At 74.6% G+C, this 19,812-nt stretch carries 20 protein-coding genes; 12 read left to right on the top strand and 8 right to left on the bottom strand.

The window, feature by feature from the left end; genetic code table 11:
- Positions 1–113: 113 nt before the first annotated feature.
- Positions 114–875, bottom strand: coding sequence for an MIP/aquaporin family protein (locus tag ACFVS0_RS14130; RefSeq protein ID WP_430550630.1), 762 nt, complete (start codon positions 873–875; stop codon positions 114–116).
- 110 nt (positions 876–985) lie between these two features.
- Complete coding sequence (locus ACFVS0_RS14125; RefSeq protein ID WP_430550629.1) at positions 986–2,731, bottom strand: glycerol-3-phosphate dehydrogenase/oxidase; 1,746 nt, start codon at positions 2,729–2,731, stop codon at positions 986–988.
- A gap of 96 nt (positions 2,732–2,827) precedes the next feature.
- Between ACFVS0_RS14125 and ACFVS0_RS14120 the strand changes: the two genes are divergently transcribed.
- Both ACFVS0_RS14120 and ACFVS0_RS14115 read left to right on the top strand, forming a co-directional pair.
- Positions 2,828–3,781 (top strand): sugar-binding transcriptional regulator, encoded by a 954-nt coding sequence (locus ACFVS0_RS14120; protein ID WP_430550628.1) that lies wholly within the window; start codon positions 2,828–2,830, stop codon positions 3,779–3,781.
- 126 nt (positions 3,782–3,907) lie between these two features.
- Positions 3,908–4,384, top strand: a complete 477-nt coding sequence (locus tag ACFVS0_RS14115) for an amino-acid N-acetyltransferase (protein WP_430550772.1) — start codon at positions 3,908–3,910, stop codon at positions 4,382–4,384.
- Between the two features lie 28 nt (positions 4,385–4,412).
- On the opposite strand, the gene ACFVS0_RS14110 is transcribed toward ACFVS0_RS14115, so the two are convergent.
- A complete protein-coding gene (locus ACFVS0_RS14110) occupies positions 4,413–5,354 on the bottom strand; it encodes an A/G-specific adenine glycosylase (RefSeq protein WP_430588304.1) in 942 nt (313 codons plus the stop codon).
- Between the two features lie 155 nt (positions 5,355–5,509).
- Between ACFVS0_RS14110 and ACFVS0_RS14105 the strand changes: the two genes are divergently transcribed.
- Together ACFVS0_RS14105 and ACFVS0_RS14100 are read left to right on the top strand one after the other, a co-directional pair.
- Positions 5,510–6,856, top strand: a complete 1,347-nt coding sequence (locus tag ACFVS0_RS14105; protein WP_430588303.1) for a hypothetical protein — start codon at positions 5,510–5,512, stop codon at positions 6,854–6,856.
- A gap of 68 nt (positions 6,857–6,924) precedes the next feature.
- Positions 6,925–7,374 (top strand): GNAT family N-acetyltransferase, encoded by a 450-nt coding sequence (locus ACFVS0_RS14100; protein ID WP_430585303.1) that lies wholly within the window; start codon positions 6,925–6,927, stop codon positions 7,372–7,374.
- 51 nt (positions 7,375–7,425) lie between these two features.
- On the opposite strand, the gene disA is transcribed toward ACFVS0_RS14100, so the two are convergent.
- The gene (gene disA / locus ACFVS0_RS14095) at positions 7,426–8,511 is read right to left on the bottom strand and encodes a DNA integrity scanning diadenylate cyclase DisA (RefSeq protein WP_430550624.1); all 1,086 of its coding nucleotides are present in this window, start codon (positions 8,509–8,511) and stop codon (positions 7,426–7,428) included.
- A 24-nt stretch (positions 8,512–8,535) separates the two neighbouring features.
- On the bottom strand, positions 8,536–9,966 hold the full coding sequence (gene radA / locus ACFVS0_RS14090; protein ID WP_430550623.1) for a DNA repair protein RadA: 1,431 nt from the start codon (positions 9,964–9,966) through the stop codon (positions 8,536–8,538).
- A gap of 64 nt (positions 9,967–10,030) precedes the next feature.
- Here radA and ACFVS0_RS14085 point away from each other — a divergent pair, with 64 nt between their 5' ends.
- From ACFVS0_RS14085 to ACFVS0_RS14060, 6 genes are all read left to right on the top strand, one after another.
- A complete protein-coding gene (locus tag ACFVS0_RS14085; protein WP_430588302.1) occupies positions 10,031–10,717 on the top strand; it encodes a DUF2087 domain-containing protein in 687 nt (228 codons plus the stop codon).
- Between the two features lie 123 nt (positions 10,718–10,840).
- Positions 10,841–11,467 (top strand): hypothetical protein, encoded by a 627-nt coding sequence (locus ACFVS0_RS14080; RefSeq protein ID WP_430588301.1) that lies wholly within the window; start codon positions 10,841–10,843, stop codon positions 11,465–11,467.
- A 47-nt stretch (positions 11,468–11,514) separates the two neighbouring features.
- Positions 11,515–12,375 (top strand): pyrroline-5-carboxylate reductase, encoded by an 861-nt coding sequence (gene proC / locus ACFVS0_RS14075; RefSeq protein ID WP_430550620.1) that lies wholly within the window; start codon positions 11,515–11,517, stop codon positions 12,373–12,375.
- A gap of 23 nt (positions 12,376–12,398) precedes the next feature.
- Complete coding sequence (locus ACFVS0_RS14070) at positions 12,399–13,067, top strand: TetR family transcriptional regulator (protein ID WP_430588300.1); 669 nt, start codon at positions 12,399–12,401, stop codon at positions 13,065–13,067.
- Positions 13,057–13,824, top strand: coding sequence for an ABC transporter ATP-binding protein (locus ACFVS0_RS14065; protein ID WP_430588299.1), 768 nt, complete (start codon positions 13,057–13,059; stop codon positions 13,822–13,824). The genes ACFVS0_RS14070 and ACFVS0_RS14065 overlap by 11 nt, the downstream gene beginning before the upstream one ends.
- Positions 13,821–14,543, top strand: coding sequence for an ABC transporter permease (locus tag ACFVS0_RS14060; protein WP_430547738.1), 723 nt, complete (start codon positions 13,821–13,823; stop codon positions 14,541–14,543). The genes ACFVS0_RS14065 and ACFVS0_RS14060 overlap by 4 nt, the downstream gene beginning before the upstream one ends.
- 19 nt (positions 14,544–14,562) lie before the next feature.
- On the opposite strand, the gene ACFVS0_RS14055 is transcribed toward ACFVS0_RS14060, so the two are convergent.
- The 3 genes from ACFVS0_RS14055 to ACFVS0_RS14045 all read right to left on the bottom strand — a co-directional run bounded on the left by ACFVS0_RS14055 (position 14,563) and on the right by ACFVS0_RS14045 (position 18,130).
- Positions 14,563–15,948, bottom strand: coding sequence for a phytase (locus ACFVS0_RS14055; RefSeq protein ID WP_430588298.1), 1,386 nt, complete (start codon positions 15,946–15,948; stop codon positions 14,563–14,565).
- Positions 15,949–16,031: 83 nt separating this feature from the next.
- Entirely contained in the window at positions 16,032–16,703 is a 672-nt protein-coding gene (locus tag ACFVS0_RS14050) for a potassium channel family protein (protein ID WP_430550616.1), read from the bottom strand.
- Positions 16,704–16,738: 35 nt separating this feature from the next.
- Positions 16,739–18,130, bottom strand: coding sequence for a TrkH family potassium uptake protein (locus ACFVS0_RS14045; RefSeq protein ID WP_430550615.1), 1,392 nt, complete (start codon positions 18,128–18,130; stop codon positions 16,739–16,741).
- Positions 18,131–18,194: 64 nt separating this feature from the next.
- Here ACFVS0_RS14045 and ACFVS0_RS14040 point away from each other — a divergent pair, with 64 nt between their 5' ends.
- Positions 18,195–19,370 (top strand): acetoin utilization protein AcuC, encoded by a 1,176-nt coding sequence (locus ACFVS0_RS14040; protein ID WP_430564964.1) that lies wholly within the window; start codon positions 18,195–18,197, stop codon positions 19,368–19,370.
- 154 nt (positions 19,371–19,524) lie between these two features.
- Positions 19,525–19,623 (top strand): 30S ribosomal protein bS22, encoded by a 99-nt coding sequence (locus ACFVS0_RS14035; protein WP_003792170.1) that lies wholly within the window; start codon positions 19,525–19,527, stop codon positions 19,621–19,623.
- The last annotated feature ends 189 nt before the right edge of the window (positions 19,624–19,812 follow it).

Here is a 19,812-nt window from a genome sequence, read left to right as displayed (position 1 = left end):
TTTTGTTCCTTGTGCGGGGGGGGAGACGGGGACAAACGGGGGGTTTTCCCCTCCGTTGGGGGGGGGGGGGGGGGGGCTCTGCTGGGTTCGTGCGCCCCGCCCGGCGGGGTGGTTCAGGAGTAGACGGAGCCCAGGAGGCCGGCGAGCACGCCGCCCACGAGCGGGCCGGCGACGGGCACCCAGGAGTACGCCCAGTCGCTGGACCCCTTGCCCTTGATGGGCAGGAACGCGTGCGCGATGCGGGGCCCGAGGTCTCGGGCGGGGTTGATGGCGTACCCGGTCGGGCCACCGAGGCTGGCACCGATCGCGACCACGATGAAGGCGACGGCGAGCGGCCCGAGCCCGGACGGGGTCTTGCCCGAGACGACGACGAAGAACACCAGCACGAAGGTCGCGATGACCTCGGTGATGAAGTTCCAGGTGTAGGAGCGCACCTCCGGGCCCGTGGAGAACACGGCGAGCTTCGTGGCCCCGGGGGCCTCCTGGTCGAAGTGCTTCTTGTACGCGATGAACGCGAGCACGGCACCGATGATGGCGCCGATCATCTGAGCTGCGAAGTAGATGAACATGTTGCTCACGGTCGGCTCGATGGTGGCGGTGATCCGCCCCTCGGGCCCGGTGAGCGTGGCGAACGGCATGTCCGCGGTGTACAGCCCGAGCGTCACGGCCGGGTTGAGGTGAGCGCCGGACTTGTAGGCGGTGAAGACGCCCGCGAAGACCGCGAGGCCCCACCCGAAGTTGATCAGCAGCCAGCCGCCGTCAAAGCCCTTGGTCCTGGGCAGGATGACGTTGGCGACCACTCCGGCACCGAGCAGGATCAGCGTCGCGGTCCCGAGGATCTCGGACCAGAACGCCTGCATGATCAATGAGTCCATCGTCGGATCTCTTTCTCTTGAGGGACCTCGTTGTCCTCTCCGGGGTCGGAGAGAGCCCGCGACGGGCGGAGCCCTGCGGGAGACCGGCCGGGTGTCCGGCCGGGGGCGGATCAGCCCCGCAGGGGCTGCATGGCGGCGACGTCGGCGGCTCGGAGGCGTACGGCCTCCGCGCTGGCGTCGTCGGGCTCGTCCTCCGCCGCGTCCTCGGCCTGGGCGCGGGCGGTGTAGGCGTCGATCTCGGCCTGCTTGGTCGCGTCGTCCCAGCCGAGCAGCGGCGCCGCGATGTCGGCGATCTCGGGCAGTGCGGCCAAGCCGCGGTCCGCGACCTCGTACACGAGGCGGGTGCGGTGCAGCAGCAGGTCCTCGAGGTGCAGCGCGCCCTCGTGGCTGACCCCGAAGTGGATCTCGGCGCGCAGGTACGCGGGGGCGCCCTCCAGCGGGCGGGCGAGCGACGGGTCCTGCTCGCACAGCTCCACGAGCTGGCGCAGCGACGAGCCGTACCGGTGCAGCAGGTGGTCGACCATCTGCGGCTTCCAGCCGTACTTGGCGGCCCAGGTGCGGGCGAGGCGGCGCGTGGCCTGCAGGCCGACGGCGCCCAGCAGCGGGATCTGGTGCGTGATCGACGGCAGCGCGGCGGCGCGCTGGCCGATGGCGAAGTCCACGGCGTCCTTCGCCATCACGCGGTAGGTGGTGAGCTTGCCGCCGGCGATGACGGTGAGGCCGGGCACCGGGCTGGCGACGGTGTGCTCGCGCGACACCTTGGCGGAGCTCGTGCCCTCCTTGGTGCCGGGCTGCAGCAGCGGGCGCAGGCCGGCGTAGGTGCCGATGATGTCGTCGCGCGACAGGGGGTGGGCCAGCACCGCGTTCGCGTGGTCGAGGATGTAGTCGATGTCCTGCGCGGTGGCGACCGGGTGGGTCGGGTCCTGGGTCCACGGGGTGTCGGTCGTGCCGACCACCCAGTACCGGGACCACGGGATGACGAACAGCACCGACTTCTCGGTCTGCAGGATCAGGCCGACGGTGCCCTTGATGCGCTCGCGCGGGACGACGATGTGCACGCCCTTGGAGGCGAGCACCCGCAGGCCGCCGGTGTCGCCGGCGAGCGCCTCCGTGTCCTCGGTCCACACGCCGGTGGCGTTGATGACGTGCCGGGCGCGGACGGTGATCTCCTCGCCGCTCTCGAGGTCCGTGAGGACGGCGCCGTTCACCGCGCCGGTGGCGCCCTTGGTGAGCGCCACGACCTGGGTGCGGGACGCCGCGTGCGCGCCGTAGCTGACGGCGGTGCGCACGAGCGTGGACACGAGCCGGGCGTCGTCGACGGAGGCGTCCCAGTACTGCACGGCGCCGATGGCGGCGTCGTGCGCGAGGTCGGGGAACTTGGTCGACATCCGGCGTCGCGACAGGTGCCGGTGCAGCGGCATGGCGCGACGTCCCGGGGCGAGGGACGCGAGCGTGTCGTAGAGCGCGATGCCGGCGCCGACGTACGCGCGCTCCCACAGCCGGTGCTCCAGCGGGTACAGGAACGGCACGGGCTTGACGAGGTGCGGGGCGATGTCCTTGAGCAGGAGGTCGCGCTCGGTGAGCGCCTCCTTGACGAGGTGGAAGTCGAGCATCTGCAGGTAGCGCAGCCCGCCGTGCACCAGCTTGCTGCTGCGGCTGGACGTGCCCGACGCCCAGTCCTGCGCCTCGACGATCGCGGTCGACAGGCCGCGGGTGGCGGCGTCGAGCGCGATGCCGGCGCCGGTGACCCCGCCGCCGACGACGAGCACGTCGAGCTCGCCGCTGGGGGTCTGGGAGCCCTTGAGCGCGGCGAGGGCCTGGGTGCGTGACTCGGCGGTGAGCCGGGTGGAGGCCATCGTTGTTCCTTCCGATCGACGACCCTCCCAGGTCAGCACCGCCAGCACGTCCGCGCAACCTGGGTGCACAAACGTGCAAGGGTGCATGCTGGTGGCATGGCGAGCTACCGGGAACGCGACGTGGTGATGGCCGCGACGATGTACTACCTGCAGGACATGAAGATGGAGACGATCGCGCGGCACCTGCGCACCTCCCGCTCCACCGTCTCCCGTCTGATCAAGCGCGCGCGGGACACCGGCGTCGTCGAGATCACGCTGCGGCCCGGCCCGTCCCGGGCGCCCGGCCTCGGTCAGGAGATCGCCGAGCGGCACGGCATCGACGCGTACGTGGTGCCCGTCTCCGACTCCGCCACCGACGACGACCGGCTGCAGCAGGTGTCCATCACCACCGCACGGCTCCTGGCGCGCTGGTTCGACTCCGACATGGTGCTCGGGGTGGCCTGGGGCACCACGCTCGCCGCGATCACCGAGCACCTGCCCCACAAGCCGACCCGCGGGTCCGCCGTCGTGCAGCTCAACGGCGCGGCCAACACCCGGACCTCGGGCATGAGCTACGCGGGCGACCTGATCTCCGGGTTCGGCACGGCCTTCGACGCGTCCGTCCACTACTTCCCCGTGCCGGCGTTCTTCGACTTCGCCGAGACGAAGGCCGCGATGTGGCGCGAGCGTTCCGTGCGCCGCGTGCTCGACGTCCAGGGCCGCGCCGACATCGCCCTCTTCTCCGTGGGCGCCCTCACCGGCGGCGTGCCCTCGCACGTGTACTCCGCCGGGTACCTCGAGGCCGACGACGTGGCCGTGCTGGACGCCGAGGGGGTCGTGGGCGACGTCTGCACCGTCTTCGTGCGCGCCGACGGCACCTACCGCGACATCTCCCTCAACGCCCGGGCCACCGGCCCCGTGCCCGCCGAGCTGCGCCGCATCCCGCGCCGGCTGTGCGCCGTCGCGGGGGCCAACAAGGTGGCGCCGCTGCGGGCGGCGCTCGCGGCCGGCGTCGTCACGGACCTCGTGATCGACGAGGTCACGGCCGCCGCGCTCGTGGAGGAACCGTGAACGTCCGTGCACCGGGACGCCCGCGCCGGGGCGGGGCGCCGACCGTAGAGTGACCGCGTGCTTCCGGAACCGCCCGGGGACCGCCGGCCCCAGGACCACGGCGCGTCGTTCGCCGTCCGCTCCGCGATGCCGGCCGACATGCGTGGGGTGCGCCGTCTCGTGGAGCCGTACGCCGAGCGGCGCATCCTCCTGGCGAAGGAGATGGTCGGCTACTACGAGGCGGTGCAGGAGTTCCTCGTCGCCGCGGACGTGGACGGGGGCGTCGTGGGGTGCGGCGCGCTGCACGTCATGTGGGACGACCTCGCGGAGGTGCGCACCCTCGCCGCAGACCCGGCCTGGCGCGGCCGCGGCGTGGGGCACGCGATCGTCGAGGGCCTCGTCGAGAGGGCGCGGCGGCTCGGGCTGCGCCGGGTGTTCTGCCTGACGTTCGAGGTCGGCTTCTTCCGCACCCACGGGTTCCGCGAGATCGACGGCACACCCGTCGACGCCGAGGTGTACGCCGAGCTGCTGCGCTCGCACGACGACGGCGTCGCCGAGTTCCTGGACCTGGCGCGGGTGAAGCCCAACACGCTCGGCAACACCCGGATGCTGCTCGAGCTCTGAACCGCCCGCCCGAGGGTCCGCGGCGGACCTAGGCGGGCAGGTGGTACCGGCCGGCGTCGTCCTGCTCGACGAGCCCGTCCTCGACCAGCCCGCCGAGACAGCGGTCGACCTGGCCCTGGTCGGGGCCGGAGTCGGCGAGCAGGGCGCGCGGCACGGGCTCGACGGCGGCACGCAGCGCGGCCATGACGCGGCCGCGCACCTGGCGGTCGGTGCCGTGCCAGGCCTGCGTGCGACGGCGGTGCGCGTGGGCGTCGGGCGGGTGGCCGGCCGCGCGCCAGGCGCACAGGTCGGCGACCGGGCAGGCGCCGCAGCGCGGCGCGCGGGCGGTGCACACCACGGCGCCCAACTCCATCGACGCGGCCGCCCAGCGTGCGGCGGTCGCCTCGTCGTCGGGCACGACGCCCGCGGCGAGGCCGCGCTCCGCGGCCGTGGGGGAGGGCGCGCCGAGCGCGGTGCCCCCCAGCGTGCGGGCCAGGACGCGGCGCACGTTGGTGTCCACGACGACGGAGCGGCGCCCGAACGCGAACGCGCGCACCGCGGCCGCCGTGTACTCGCCGATGCCGGGAAGCGCCCGCAGGGCCTCCTCGTCGTCGGGGACCTCGCCGTCGTGCCGCGCGACGATCGCGGCCGCGCACTGCTGCAGGCGCAGCGCGCGGCGGGGGTAGCCGAGCCGGTCCCAGGCGCGCAGCACGTCGGCCGTGGGGGCGGCGGCGAGGTCGGCGGGCGTCGGCCACCGCTCCAGCCAGACCCGCCACACCGGCTCGACCCGGACCACCGGCGTCTGCTGCAGCATCACCTCGCTGACGAGCACGCCCCAGGGCGTGCGGTCCGGGCGCCGCCACGGCAGGTCGCGCGCGGCGTCGTCGAACCACGCGACCGTGCGCGCGACGAGCAGGTCCGTGGTGTCCGGTACGGACGGCGCGGACGGCGCCGAGCGGAGCGGGGCGGGGACGACGGGCACGGCGCCCATTCTGGCCCACGACCTGTCAGGCCCAGCACGGGGTGTACCTCCCTGTGAGCCTGACAACTCGGCGGGTGCGGTTGGCGGCGGCGCGGCTCCGCCGCAGGTGGGGACACGCGTCGTACGGTGGCGCCGCGGCACGGATCGAGACGGAGGGGTGGCCCGTGGCACGTGCGGAGGACGGGCGTCGAGGTGGCAGCACCTCGCGTGGCTCCGGCGCGCGTTCCGGTGCGGGTCGGTCCGGCTCCTCGGGCGCGGGGCGGTCCGGCGGCGGGACGCGCAGGACGACGTCGGGTGGCGCCCAGGGCGCGTCGAAGGGCACCGCGAAGGGCACCGGCAAGGGCGCGTCCAAGAGCACCGGCCGGGCCGGCGCGAAGAGCTCGGCGCAGGGCGGCTCGCGCAGCGGCACCTCCAAGTCCGGCACTTCACGGGCCGGCACCTCACGGACCGGCGCGAACGCGTCCGGCCGAGCCTCCGGCGGCAGCTCGAGCAACCGGTCGTCGAGCAACCGGTCGTCGAACACGCGGTCCTCGAGCACGCGGGGGACGTCGTCGCGCCAGTCGGGGACGCGGGCGACGTCGTCCCGCGCGCAGGGCGCACGCCGGGGCGACCGCCGCGTCGCCACCGCGTCGCAGCTGGTGGCCCCCGGCGGTTCCCGCGCAGGCTCGCGCTCGGCGTCGTCCCGACGGACGACGAGCCCCCGGTCGCGGAAGCCCGCGCCGCGCCGCGGCCGCCGTTCGCTGACAGTCTCCCTGCTGGTCGTGGTGCTGCTGTGCGGGGTCGGCGTCGCCGGCGGCTACGGCCTCGGGCAGGCGGTCGACGGAGCGCGGAACCTGCTCGCCGGCCCGGAGAGCCTCCCCGCCGACAAGGTCGCGGCCCCCGAGCCCCTGAACGTGGGCGGGCCCGCCACCACGTGCCGGGCCGACGCCGTCGAGCTCCGGCTCTCGTCGAGCGCGCCGACGGTGACGGCGGGGTCCCCGATGTCGTTCATGGTGCGCGTCACGAACGTGGGGCGGGTGCCGTGCCTGTTCGACGGCGCCGCCGCCAGCCGCGCGGTGACGATCACCGACGACACGGGCAAGGAGAAGGTCTGGTCGTCCGCGGAGTGCTCCGACGGCTCACGACCGCTGCTGCTCGGGCCCGAGGGTGTGGACGCCGGCGAGGTGCGCTGGACGTCGGTCCAGGGCTGCGGCAAGAAGGCGCCGGTCGTCGGGGCGGGCACCTACGAGGCGACCGCGTCCCTGGAGGACGTCCCGGGCGCGACCAGCGAGCCGCTGACGTTCACCGTCGCGGCGAAGGCGAAGGCGAGGACCACCCCGGAGCCGGGCGACGGCGCCGAGGGCGCGACCTCGGGTGCCACGGGCAAGGACGCGGCCGACGACGCGAAGTCCGACGATGCGAAGTCCGACGACGCGAAGTCCGACGACGCGAAGTCCGACGACGCCGAGGACGCCGCGGACCGTGCCGCGGACCGCACGACCACCTCGGACGAGAAGGCCGCGACGGACTGACGGTCCCGGGTCCGGGCGGCCCGTGGACCCGCCAGGCCCCGCTCGGGCGTCTGGCGTAGCGTGCCGGCGTGCTCGAACCCGTCCGCCCCGGCGACGTCCCGGACCTGACCGACTTCCTGCGCGGCGCCGACCTCACGGTGGCGGGGCTGACCGCGCCGGCGGTGCGCCTGTGGACCCGGCGCGACGACGAGGGGATCGCGGCGAGCGCGGGCTACGAGCTCAGCGCGGACGGCCGGCACGCGCTGATCCGCAGCACCGCCGTGCGGCCCGACCTGCGCGGGCGGGGAGCCGGGCTCGCGGCCGCGACGTTCGCCGTCGACCGGGCCCGGGAGTCCGGTGCGGCCACGGCGTGGCTGTTCTCGCGACGGTCGGGCCCGTTCTGGCAGCGGCTCGGCTTCACCCGCTCGACGACGGACGCGCTCGCCGCGGCCCTGCCCGACGCGCAGCAGGTGCGGCTGTTCCGGCGGACCGGCCAGCTCGACCGGGAGGTCGCGTGGAGCCTCACGCTGCGCGGGTGAGACCGGTCGCGCCGGTCAGAGGGCTTCCGAACCCGTCGGACGGACGCCCCGTCAGACGTAGCGCTCCAGGATGCTGGACTCGGCGAGGCGGGACAGGCCCTCGCGCACGGCGCGGGCGCGCTGCTCGCCGACGCCGTCGACGGCCATGAGGTCGTCGACGCTCGCCGCGAGGAGCTTCTGCAGCCCGCCGAAGTGCCCGACCAGCCGCTCGATGATGGCGGCGGGCAGGCGCGGCACCTTGGACAGCAGGCGGTAGCCGTGGGGCGCGACGGCGGCATCGAGCGCCACCCCGCCGCCGGGCAGCTCCAGGACGCGGCCGATGTGGCCGAGGTCGAGCAGCTGCGCGGAGTCGAGCGCGGCGAGGTCGGCGTGCACGCCGGCGAGGGAGCGGCCGCTGCGTTCGAGCTCCACGTAGTCCCGGACGACGAAGTCGCGGTCGGCGCCGATGCCGCCGATGAGCTCGTCGAGCTGGAGGGCGAGGAGGCGGCCGTCGGCGCCGAGCTCGACGACGTACCCGTCGATCTCCTCGGAGATCCGGCGCACCATCTCGAGGCGCTGGACGACGGAGCACACGTCGCGCACGGTGACGAGGTCCTCGATCTCCAGCGCGGACAGGGTGCCGGACACCTCGTCGAGGCGGGAGCGGTACCGCTCGAGGGTGGCGAGGGCCTGGTTGGCGCGGCCGAGGATGGTGTCCGGGTCCTCCAGCACGTGCCGGTGCGAGCCGACGTAGATGGCGATGATCCGCATCGACTGGCTGACGGAGATCACGGGCAGGCCGGACTGCTTGGCCACGCGCTCCGCGGTGCGGTGGCGGGTGCCGGACTCGCTGGTCTCGATCGACGGGTCGGGCAGCAGCTGCACGGCGGCGCGGCGGATGCGGGTGGCGTCGTGGTCGAGGACGCACGCGCCGTCCATCTTCGACAGCTCACGCAGCCGGGTGGCGGAGAACTGGACGTCCAGCTCGAAGCCGCCGGAGCACATCTGCTCGACCGTCTTGTCGAGCCCGAGCACGATGAGCGCGCCGGTGCGCCCGCGCAGGATGCGTTCCAACCCGTCGCGCAGCTCGGTGCCGGGGGCGACCGCGGCGAGGGTCTCCCTGAGCAGGGCATCGGAGTGCACGGAGGAGGGAGCCACGGGGGAATCCTACGACGTCAGGGGTCACTCGCCCCGGCGATCCGCCGATCGGACGCCGACCCCGGCGAGCTCGACCGCCTCGGCGAGGTGCCGGGCCTCGAGCAGCTGCATCCCGGCGGGCGCCTTGACCGACGTCCCGGCGGGCACGACGGCGCGCACGAAGCCCAGGCGGGCGGCCTCGCCGACGCGACGGTCCAGCCCGGTGACGGGCCGGATGTCGCCCGCGAGGCCCACCTCGCCGACCGCGACGGTGCCGGTGGGCAGCGGCTCGCCGGTGCGGGCGGAGACGATCGCGAGGGCGGTGGCGAGGTCGGCGGCGGGCTCGGTGACGCGCGCGCCGCCGATGGTGGAGACGTAGACGTCCTGGTCGGCGAGGCGCAGGCCCGCGTGCCGGTGCAGGACGGCGAGGATCATCGCGAGGCGCGACGACTCGACGCCGCTCGTCGTGCGGCGCGGGTTGGCGAGCGGCGACGGTGCGACCAGGGACTGGAGCTCCAGGGCGAGCGGGCGGCGGCCCTCCAGCGTCACGGTGACGCACGTGCCCGGCACGCCGGCGCCGAGGTGGGACAGGAACAGGCCGCTCGGGTCGCTGAGCCCGATGATGCCCCGCTCGGACAGCTCGAAGCAGCCCACCTCGTCGGTGGGGCCGTACCGGTTCTTCACGGCCCGGACCATGCGCAGCCGCGAGTGCCGGTCACCCTCGAACTGGCACACGACGTCGACCAGGTGCTCCAGGGTGCGCGGCCCGGCGACGGTGCCGTCCTTGGTGACGTGCCCGACCAGCAGGACCGGCACCTGCCGCGACTTGGCGACGGCGATGAGCGACGCCGCCACCTCGCGCACCTGGCTCACGCCGCCGGGGGCGCCGTCCACCTCGGCGGACGCGATGGTCTGCACCGAGTCGACGACCAGCAGGTCGGGCTCGTTGGCCTCGACGTGGCCCAGCACGGTGCCGAGGTCGGTCTCGGCGGCGAGCAGCAGCGTGGGCGCGAGCGCGCCCACGCGTTCGGCGCGCAGCCGCACCTGCCCCGCGGACTCCTCGCCCGTCACGTACAGGACGGTGCGCGCGTCGCGGCCGTCGGCGCCGCGCGCGTAGGAGGCCGCGACGTCGAGCAGCAGGGTCGACTTGCCGACGCCCGGCTCGCCGGCCAGCAGCACGACGGCGCCCGGCACGAGGCCGCCGCCGAGCACGCGGTCCAGCTCCGGCACCTGGGTGGGCGCGGCCTGCGCGGCCGCGACGTCGATGTCCCCGATCGGCCGCGCAGGGGCACGCCCCGGGCTGGTCGCGACCGTGCGCGGCCCGGTCGACGCGGGCCCCTCGTCCGTGACCGTGCCCCACTCCTGGCACTCGCCGCACCGGCCCACCCACTTGGGGGTCGTCCACCCGCACTCGGTGCAGCGGTAGCCGGGGCGCGACTGCTTGGCGCGGGTGCGGGACGACGTCGTGGTGCTCACGTCGTCAGACGCTAGGGGGCGGCACCGACAGCGCCGTGCGTGACGACCGCGCGATGATGGCGGCATGACCTCCCCGGACGTGAGCCGGTTCCTGCACGACGGCCGCCTGGAGACGATGCCCCGGCGCCGGGAGCACCGCCGCGCGGTCGCACGCTGGCTCGCGCACGCGGCGCTGCCGGCGCTGCTCGACACCGTCGGCGAGCGGGAGCTCACCGACCGGCTGGCGCGGCTCGCCGACGACCCCGTCGGCGTGCGGCGGGCGCTGGTGGACCTCGGCGTCGTGCACCGCACCCGCGACGGCGCGGAGTACTGGCGCACGGAGGTCACCGAGTTCGACGAGGTCGGATCGGCCGACGACTCGGGCCATCGCACGCTGCATCTCGACGGCGACCGGGTCGACTCCATCGCCACGTTCTACGACGAGCTGAACCGCGTGTTCATGGCGGGGGAGGACTGGCGGCTCGGCCCGAGCCTCGACGCCCTGGACGACCTGCTGCACGGCGGCTTCGGCGTGGCGCACGGCGCGGACCGGCTGACCGTCGTCTGGCACGGGTTCGCCCGCTCGCGCGAGGCCCTGGGCTTCGCCGCGACGCGTGGGTACTACCGAGCGAAGGTCGCCGACCCGCGGTTCGACACCGCGCTGTTCCAGGGTCGGCTGGACGACCTCGAGGCCGGGCGTGGCAAGACCTACGCCGAGCTGGTCCTCGAGGTCTTCGCCGACCATCCCGACGTCGAGCTCCTCCTGCGCTGAGCACGCAGGGCCGGGTGGCGCCGGCGCGCGGGCGACCGACACGCGGCGGGCGGACGCGACGCATCCGGGAGGCCGCGCCCTAGGCTGCGTCGTGCACCGCCGCCGACCCCGCAGGAGGACATCGTGAGCCAGGCACGCACGGGCGGGAACGGCCGCCCGTCGCCGGAGGTGTTCCGGCGCCGGCGCATCGTGGTGGCGTCGGCCGCGGGCGCGTTGGTGCTGGTGATCGTGCTGCTGACGGCGTTCGTGTGGCCCGGGTTCGCGAAGGGCGAGCCGGAGCCGCAGGCCACGGTGACCGCGCCGGTGCCGACGCCGACGATCTCGCCCAGCGGGCGCCCGAAGGACCAGACGGCGTTCGTCAAGGCGCAGCCGGACTCGGTGCTGGCGCTGGCGCTGCGCGAGGTCACGGAGGACAAGTCCTGGGAGGACGACGCGGACGCGGTCGAGTCCTGGCAGCTCGTCTACGCGGACGGCGACGGCGAGGGCGCGACGACGGTCCAGGTGCACGCCGGTCAGTGGGAGGACGACGACGCGGCGACCGCCGCGTACGAGGCGCTGGTCAAGGCGGCGGGCGAGCCGACCGGCGAGGGCGAGGTCTCCGTCGACGGCAAGGCCACCGGCGCCTACGTGGTGACGCCCGGTTCGACCGAGGGGACCGCCGTCGTGACCTGGCGCAACGGCACCGCGGTGCTGCAGGCCACCGGCCCGGCGGACCTGGTCGAGGACTTCTACTCCGCCTACCCGCTGTAGCCCGGGAGCGCGGCCCGGACCGCCCGCGGCGACGTACCGTGGTGCCCGTGAGCGAGCAGACTGACGAGCAGGCCGGCGCCCCGACGGACCGGGTGGGCGGCGTGAAGATGGCGTTCCTCGGCACGGGGAACATGGGCGAGGCGGTGCTGGCGGGCGCGCTGTCCGCGGGCGTCGCGCCGCAGGACGTGGTGGCCACCTCGCGCCGGCCCGAGCGGGGGGCACACCTCACCGAGCGGTTCGGAGTCCGCGCGACGACGGACAACGTCGCCGCGGTCGAGGGCGCGCACGTCGTCGTCATCGGGGTGAAGCCCAAGGACGTCGGCGCGATGCTCGACCGCGTGGCCGACTCGCTCGAGCCGGGCGCCGTCGTCGTGAGCGTGGCGGCAGGCCTGCCGCTGTCGTTCTTCGAGCAGCGCCTGCCCGCCGGCACGCCCGTCGTCCGCGCGATGCCGAACACGCCCGCGTTGGTGGGCGCGGGGGTCACCGCCGTGGTCGGCGGCACGGCCGCCCGCGAGGACGACGTCGCGCTGGTCGAGCAGGTGCTCGCCGGCTCCGGGCACGTCTTCCGGGTCGCCGAGAAGGACATCGACGCGTTCGGCGCGCTGGCCGGCTCCGGCCCGGCGTACGTGTTTTACGTGGTGGACGCGATGGCGGAGGCGGGCGTGCTGCTCGGCCTCACGCGCGACGTCGCCCGCCGGCTCGCCGTCGAGACCGTGCTCGGCTCGGCGAAGCTGCTCGACGAGACGGGGGAGCACCCCGTGCTGCTGCGCGAGAAGGTCTCCTCGCCCGGCGGCACCACCGTCGCGGCCCTGCGGAAGCTCGACGACGGCGGCGTGCGCGCCGCGTTCCTCGACGCGCTCGAGGCGGCCCGCGACCGGTCCCGCGAGCTCGCCGCCGAGCACGCCTGAGCCGGTCCGACGGGGGAGCGGTCGTGACGGGCGGTCGGGACGACGGCGGGGGCCCCGCGCGCCGGGGGAGGCGTCCCGCGGGTCAGGAGACCCGCGAGGTCGTGCTGGCCGGTGCGCGCCAGGAGTTCCTCGAGCGCGGCTACGAGGCGGCGTCCGTCCGCTCGGTCGCGCGGCGCGCGGGCGTCGACCCGGGCACGGTGCGGCACTGGTTCGGCGACAAGACGCACCTGTTCACCGCCTCCCTCGGCCTGGTCGACATCGACCCGGCGGCGATCGTGCGGGCGGCGGCCGAGGGCCCCGTCGAGAGCCTGGGGGAGCGGCTGGTGCGGTCGGTCGTCGAGGTGTGGGACACGGACTACGGCGAGACGGTGCGGCTGGTCGTCCCCGCGGTCATGTCCGACCCGGGGCTGCGCGCGCTGCTGCCGCAGTTCCTGGGCGCCGAGCTGCTCGGGCCGCTCGTGCGCCGGCTCGACGTCGACGACGCGCGCCTGCGCACCGCGCTGGTCGCGTCGCAGATGGTCGGTGTCCTCCTGACGCGGTTCCTCGTGCCGATCGACCCGCTGGCGACCCTCCCGCCTGCCCGGGTCGCGGCCCTCGTCGGCCCGACCGTGCAGCGCTACCTCACGGGAGACCTGCCCGAGGGCGTTGCGTCCCGTGGGAGCGAGGAGCACAATTCCCCACATGGGGAATAGCGACGCCGCGGTGCGGGTCCGGGGGCTGTGCGTGGAGCGTGGCGGCCGGCCGATCATCGACGGCCTGGACGTGACGGTGCCCGCCGGCCAGGTGGTGGGCCTGCTCGGCCCGTCCGGCTCGGGCAAGACGACGCTGCTGCGCGCCGTCGTCGGCGTCCAGGCCCGCGTGACGGGCGAGGTGACCGTGCTCGGCGAGGCGGCCGGGTCGCCGGGCCTGCGCCGCCGCGTGGGCTACGTGACCCAGGCGGCCTCCGTCTACACCGACCTCACGGTGGTGCAGAACCTGCGCTACTTCGCCCGGCTCGCCGGCCTGCCCCGCGCGGGCGCGGAGGCGGCCGTGCGGCGGGCCGTCGCCACCGTCGACCTGGGCGGGCACGAGAAGCAGCGCGTCGGCACGCTGTCCGGCGGCGAGCGCTCCCGGGTCTCGCTCGCGGCCGCGCTGGTCGTCGACCCCGAGCTCCTCGTGCTCGACGAGCCCACCGTCGGCCTCGACCCCGTGCTGCGCCGCGACCTGTGGGCGATGTTCCGGCGGCTCGCGGGCGAAGGGCGCACGCTGCTCGTCTCCAGCCACGTCATGGACGAGGCCACCCAGTGCGACCGGCTCCTGCTGCTGCGCGACGGCGCCCTCGTCGCCGACACCACGCCGGCCGAGCTGCTCGCCACCACGGGTGCGCCCGACGCCGAGCGGGCCTTCCTCGCGCTCATCGACCAGCAGGCGGCGACGTCCGGCTCGACGACGGGGGAGGGCTCCCGATGACGCTGACCGCCACGACCGCGGGCCGCGTGCTGGCCCAGCTCCGGTTCGACCGTCGCACCGTCGCGCTCATCCTCGTGCTGCCGTGCCTGCTGCTCGGCCTCATCGCGTGGATGTTCGACGGCACGCCGGTGCTCGACCAGTTCGGCCCGATGCTCGTGGGGCTGTTCCCGCTGATCGTGATGTTCCTGGTGACGAGCGTCGCGACCCTGCGCGAGCGGCAGTCGGGCACGCTCGAGCGGCTCATGACGACGCCGCTGCGCAAGGGCGACTTCGTGGCGGGCTACGCGCTCGCGTTCGCCGCCCTGGCCCTGCTGCAGTCGCTGGTGGTCGTGGGCTTCGCGCTCGCCGTCGGGATGGACGTGCTCGGGCCGCTGTGGCTGGTGTTGGTCGTGGGGATGCTCGACGCCGTCCTCGGCTGCTGCCTCGGCCTCGCCGCCTCCGCCCTCGCGCGCACCGAGTTCCAGGCCGTGCAGATGATGCCCGCGGTGATCTTCCCGCAGCTCATCACCTGCGGGCTTCTCATGCCGCGCGACCAGATGCCCGAGGTCCTCGAGTGGCTCTCGCGCGTCTTCCCGCTCACCTACGCCGTCGAGGCCATGCAGACCCTCGCCGCCGGCGGCGAGTGGGCGGACGTGCAGGGCGCCGTCGGCGCCATCGCGCTGTTCATCGTCGGCGCCGTCGTCCTCGGCGTGGCCACGCTGCGCCGTCGCACCGCCTGACCTGCCGCTCGCGGGGTGGTCAGCGGAAGCGCGGGTCGTTCCCGGCCCGGGTGCTGACGACGAGCCCGAGCTCGTCGGCGACGTCGTCCCAGGCGACGTACGAGAACCCGGTGGCGTCGCCGCGGCCGGGATCGACGTCGGGGCCGCTCTCCGGCTCGTCGTGCGTGACGAGCAGGCCCTGGCGGTACGGGCCGACGGGGCGGTTCGTCACGGCCAGGCCGTCGGAGCCGTTGACGTCGTCCACGCCGTCCGTCCCCGCGACGCGGAAGGAACCGAGCGCCTGGTTGCGGCCCGTTGTGGAGTAGACGGCGTAGGTGTCGTCGCCCTGGCTGGACACGATGACGTACCCCGTGCGGCCTGGGCCGTGGTAGACGTCGACCCCCTCGGCGTCGGCGGTGAGCAGGTCGCCGCCGAACGGGTTCGCGGCGACGGCCTCCTCCTGCGACGACCCGTCGGCGGGGGAGCACTCCTCGGTCCCGGGGTCGTAGGCGTCCTCGACGCCGAAGTCGGTGACCGTGTCGACGAGCCGTGGCTCGCCGGACCCCAGCGGCAGCGGCAGGCGCCACAGGCCGACATCCTCCTGCGCGGCGTACAGCGTGCCGGTGCGCTGATCGACCGACAGTCCCTCGAGCTGCGGGCCCACGCCCGGCTCCTCGCACGGCGTCCACGTGCCGCCGTCGGGCAGGTCGAACGACGCGGGCAGGGCGAGCTGCTCGACGTCCGCGTACCCGACGGTGCCGTCGGCGCGCGGGACGAGGCGGGCGGTCGCGACCGCCGTCGTGCCCTCCTGCGTGACGACGGCGAAGGCCTCGCCGTCGCGCGGCTGCCACACCGCCAGCCCGTACGCGGTGTGCTCGGAGTCGACGCCGGCGCGGTCGGGCTGGAAGAGGAAGCCCTGGTCGGCCGCGGTGATCTCCGTGAGCGGCACGTCGGCGGCGGCGCCGTCCGGGTCGATCGCGAAGTACCGGAGCTGGTCGTTGTACCGGTCCGAGACGACGGCGACGTCCACCCGCTCGCCGCCCACGCGCAGGCCGTAGGCGAGGTCCACGTTGTTGAACCGGCCCGCGACGCCGTCCGCCCGCGGCGCCGGGCCCGCGGCGAGCGACTGCAGCTCGCGTCCCGCCGTGTCGTACACGCGCAGGCCGCCCTCCTTCGCCGTCGCGAGGACCAGCGAGTCCCGGGAGTCGCCCGGGTGCACCCAGATCGCGGGGTCGTCGCCGGACGCGGCGCCGCCCGCCTCGTCGTCGTACAGCACGGGCGTCTCGACGTCGGTCGTCACGGTCGCGACGCCGCGCCCGTGACCATGGCCGGGCCCGTGGCCGTGACCCCAGGCCGCGGAGGCGGGCACGACGGCGAGGGCGGGGAGCAGCAGCAGCGCGGGCAGGGCGCGTCGAGGGGATCGCATGGACCCCGAGCGTGCCGGGCGTCGTTGGCCGGGCGGTGGCGCCGGCGTGAACGGTCGCCGAACACGCAGTCCGGCGGGAAGCGTCAGGGCCGCGCGGAGAACCGCTCCAGCAGGTCGGCGTGGCCGGAGCAGACCAGCAGGTCGTTGGCGCTCACGCGGGTCTCGGGCGTCGCGTACTGGAACTCCACGCCGGGCGACTTCACACCGATGACGGTGACGCCGTACCGCTTGCGGATGTCCGACTGCGCGAGCGTGAAGCCCTGCATCTCCTTCGGCGGGCGCATCTTGACGATGGTGAAGCCGTCCTCCACCTCGATGTAGTCGAGCATCTTGCCGCTCACGAGGTGCGCCACGCGGGAGCCGGCGTCGGCCTCGGGGTAGACGACGTGGTGCGCGCCGATGCGGGTGAGGATGCGGCCGTGCTCGGCGGAGATGGCCTTCGACCAGATCTGCGGGGTGCCGAGGTCCACGAGGTTCGCGGTGATGAGCACGGACGCCTCGAGCTCGGTGCCGACGCCCACCACGGCGACGCCGAAGTCCTTCGCGCCGAGCTGGATCAGCGCCTCCGACTCGGACGCGTCCGCCTCGACCAGCGGCAGCCGCCCGGACCACTGCGCCACGAGCTTCTCGTCGCGCTCGACGGCGAGCACGTCCTGCCCCAGCCGGTCCAGCGTCGTCGCGAGCGAGGAGCCGAAGCGGCCGAGGCCGATCACGAGCACGCCCGCGTCGCGCGCGGGAGCCTTCTTCTCCGCCACGGTTCTCCTCTGTCAGACGGGTCGTCGGTGCGAGGTCACCCGATGATCGGGCGCTCCTCCGGGAAGCGTACGATGCGACGCCGGTCGCGCAGGGCCAGGGCGCCGAGCAGCGAGATGACGCCCACGCGCCCCACGAACATCAGGCCGGCGAGCAGGTACTTCGCGCCGTCGGGCAGGGATGCGGTGACGCCGGTGGACAGGCCCACCGTGGCGTAGGCGGAGATCACCTCGAACAGCGCCTCGGACAGCCGCAGGTCGGTCATCCGCAGCAGCGCGAGGCACGACACGAGCACGGCGGTGGCGCCCACGAAGACCACCGCGATGGACAGCCGCAGGGTGTCGCGGGGGATGCGCCGGCCGAACACCTCGGTGTCGGCGTCGCCGCGCGCCTCGGCGACGATCGCGAGCAGCATGACGGCGAACGTCGTGACCTTGATGCCGCCCGCGGTCGACGCCGAGCCGCCGCCCACGAACATCAGGGCGTCGGTGAGGAGCCACGTCTCCTGCGTCATCTCGTGCACGGGCACGGAGCTGAAGCCCGCCGAGCGTGGCATCACCGAGGCGAAGATCGACGACAGGATCTTGGTGCCGAAGCTCTGGTCGCCGAACGTCGCGGGGTTGTTCCACTCCAGCGCGCCGATGAGCAGCGCGCCCGCCACGAGGAGCGCGAGGCTGGTGGTCACCGTCAGCTTGGTGTGCAGCGACAGGGCCCGCACCCAGTGCTTGTGCTTGCGGCGGCGGTTGGTGATGACGTTGAGGATGACGGGGAAGCCGAGGGAGCCGATGAAGACGCCGAGGGCGATCGGCACCAGCACGAACCAGTCCGACGCGAAGGGCAGCAGGCCCTCGGGGGTGGGCACGAACCCGGCGTTGTTGAACGACGAGATGCCGTAGAAGAGGGCGTGCCACGCGGCCGTCCCGGCGTGGTCGCCGAGGACGAGGAAGCGGGGGAACAGCAGCAGCGACAGGATCAGCTCGATGCTGGTGGCCGTGATGATGATCGTCTGCAGGAGCGCGCCGACCTCGCCGAGCCGCTCCGTCTTCGTCTCCGAGGCGGTGAGGAGCTTCTGGGTGAGGCCCAGCCGGCGCGACACGGCGAGGCCGAGCAGCGAGGCGAGCGTCATCACGCCCAGGCCGCCCACCTTGATGCCGACGAGGATGACGACGTGACCGAACTCGGACCAGTAGGTCGCGGTGTCCTGCACGACGAGTCCCGTGACGCAGACGGCCGACGTCGCGGTGAAGAAGGCGTCGACGACGGAGGCGCCGCGGCCGGACGCCGTCGCCCACGGGGTCAGCAGCAGCAGCCAGATCACGGTGATGACGGCCGCGAAGACCGTCATCGCGAGGCGGGCGGGGTACTCGCGGGCCGCGCGGTTCGCCCATCCGCGCAGCGCGAGCGCGCGACCGCCCCAGCTCCCCGGCACCCTGTCCCCTCTCGCCCCTCAGTCGCTGGGCACAGCCTGCCACGCCGTCGGCTACCGTGACGGGATGCGCGTCGCCCGGCTGCTGTGGAGCCCCGAGCTCCTGCGTTACGACTTCGGCCCCGGGCACCCCATGGCGCCCGCCCGCCTCGACCTCACGATGCGGCTCGTGGCGGAGCTCGGGCTGCTCGACGAGCCCACCCTGGAGACGGCCGACGTCGAGCCCGCACCCGACGCGCTCATCGAGACGGTGCACGACGCCGCGTACGTCGCGGCGGTGCGGCGGGCGGCCGCGGACGGCACCCCGGACCCGGCGCGCGGACTCGGCACCGAGGACGACCCGGTGTTCCCGGCGATGCACGAGGCCGCGGCCCGCCTGGTCGCGGCGTCGGTGGACGCGGCGGAGTCCGTGTGGTCGGGGCGGGTCGCCCACGGCGTGAACATCGCCGGCGGGATGCACCACGCCCAGCGCGGCGCGGCGTCCGGGTTCTGCATCTACAACGACGCCGCGGCGGCCGTGCGGCGGCTGCTCGACCTCGGGGCCGAGCGGGTCGCGTACGTCGACCTGGACGCCCACCACGGCGACGGCGTCGAGGCGATCTTCTGGGACGACCCGCGCGTGCTCACCGTCTCCGTGCACCAGGACGGACACACGCTGTTCCCGGGCAGCGGCAACGCCGGCGACACCGGCGGGACGGCGGCGCAGGGCACCGCGGTGAACGTGGCGCTGCCGCCACGCACCGACGGCGCGCACTGGCTGCGCGCGGTGGACGCCGTCGTGCCCGCGGTGGTGCGCGAGTTCCGTCCGCAGGTGATCGTGTCGCAGCACGGCTGCGACGCGCACGGCAACGACCCGCTCACCGACCTGAACGTGGGCGTCGGCGCGCAGCGCACCGCGGCGCGCTGGGTGCACGACCTGGCGCACGAGCTCGCCGACGGCCGCTGGGTCGCCCTCGGCGGCGGCGGGTACGCCGTGGTCGACGTCGTGCCGCTGGTGTGGGCGAGCCTGGTGGCGGAGGCGGCGCACGCGCCGCTGGCGATCGGCATCGAGCTGCCGGAGTCCTGGCGGCGCGAGGTCGAGGAGCTGTCCGGGCTGGACCCGGCCGAGCGCCTCGGCAGCGGCGACGTCGAGTGGCGTCCCTGGGCGGACGGCTACGACCCGGCCGACGACGTCGACCGCGCGATCCTCGCCACCCGGCGGCACGTGTTCCCCACGTGGGGGCTGGACCCGTACCGCGACTGACGTCACGGCGTCGGTCGGACGGGCGACGGTCGGGAGGACGCCGGGCATCGGGTACCCTGGGGGACGGACTTTTCCGCGTTGGTCGGCTGCTCCTGGAGACAGGGCTCCTGGGACCAACCGTGTTCCACCGACCGACAAGCATTGTGAGGACCTCATGGGCTCCGTCATCAAGAAGCGCCGCAAGCGCATGGCGAAGAAGAAGCACCGCAAGCTGCTGCGGAAGACGCGTCACCAGCGTCGCAACAAGAAGTGACGTCGTCCGCCTGACGGCGGACCGCACGGACGAACGGGCCCGGGACCCCCCCAGAGGGGGCCGGACCACTCGGTGTCCCGGGTCCGGGGTAGGGCCCCCCCAGCCCACCCCCTCCCCTTCTCCACCCAAACCCCACGACCCCGGCGACCCCCCCCCCCCCCCCCCGAGCCGGTGCCCGGGACCGCGTTC

The organism is Isoptericola sp. NPDC058082 (assembly GCF_042885055.1).
Classification (GTDB): domain Bacteria; phylum Actinomycetota; class Actinomycetes; order Actinomycetales; family Cellulomonadaceae; genus Isoptericola.
This window is presented reverse-complemented; position numbering and strand designations above follow the sequence as displayed.

Bases quoted from the DNA above. Each gene is read 5' to 3' on its own strand.
- ACFVS0_RS14130 (WP_430550630.1), bottom strand. From the start codon at position 875: ATGGACTCATTGATCATGCAGGCGTTCTGGTCCGAGATCCTCGGGACC.
- ACFVS0_RS14125 (WP_430550629.1), bottom strand. From the start codon at position 2,731: ATGGCCTCCACCCGGCTCACCGCCGAGTCACGCACCCAGGCCCTCGCC.
- ACFVS0_RS14120 (WP_430550628.1), top strand. From the start codon at position 2,828: ATGGCGAGCTACCGGGAACGCGACGTGGTGATGGCCGCGACGATGTAC.
- ACFVS0_RS14115 (WP_430550772.1), top strand. From the start codon at position 3,908: ATGCCGGCCGACATGCGTGGGGTGCGCCGTCTCGTGGAGCCGTACGCC.
- ACFVS0_RS14110 (WP_430588304.1), bottom strand. From the start codon at position 5,354: ATGGGCGCCGTGCCCGTCGTCCCCGCCCCGCTCCGCTCGGCGCCGTCC.
- ACFVS0_RS14085 (WP_430588302.1), top strand. From the start codon at position 10,031: ATGACCTCCCCGGACGTGAGCCGGTTCCTGCACGACGGCCGCCTGGAG.
- ACFVS0_RS14065 (WP_430588299.1), top strand. From the start codon at position 13,057: ATGGGGAATAGCGACGCCGCGGTGCGGGTCCGGGGGCTGTGCGTGGAG.
- ACFVS0_RS14060 (WP_430547738.1), top strand. From the start codon at position 13,821: ATGACGCTGACCGCCACGACCGCGGGCCGCGTGCTGGCCCAGCTCCGG.
- ACFVS0_RS14055 (WP_430588298.1), bottom strand. From the start codon at position 15,948: ATGCGATCCCCTCGACGCGCCCTGCCCGCGCTGCTGCTGCTCCCCGCC.
- ACFVS0_RS14040 (WP_430564964.1), top strand. From the start codon at position 18,195: ATGCGCGTCGCCCGGCTGCTGTGGAGCCCCGAGCTCCTGCGTTACGAC.
- ACFVS0_RS14035 (WP_003792170.1), top strand. From the start codon at position 19,525: ATGGGCTCCGTCATCAAGAAGCGCCGCAAGCGCATGGCGAAGAAGAAG.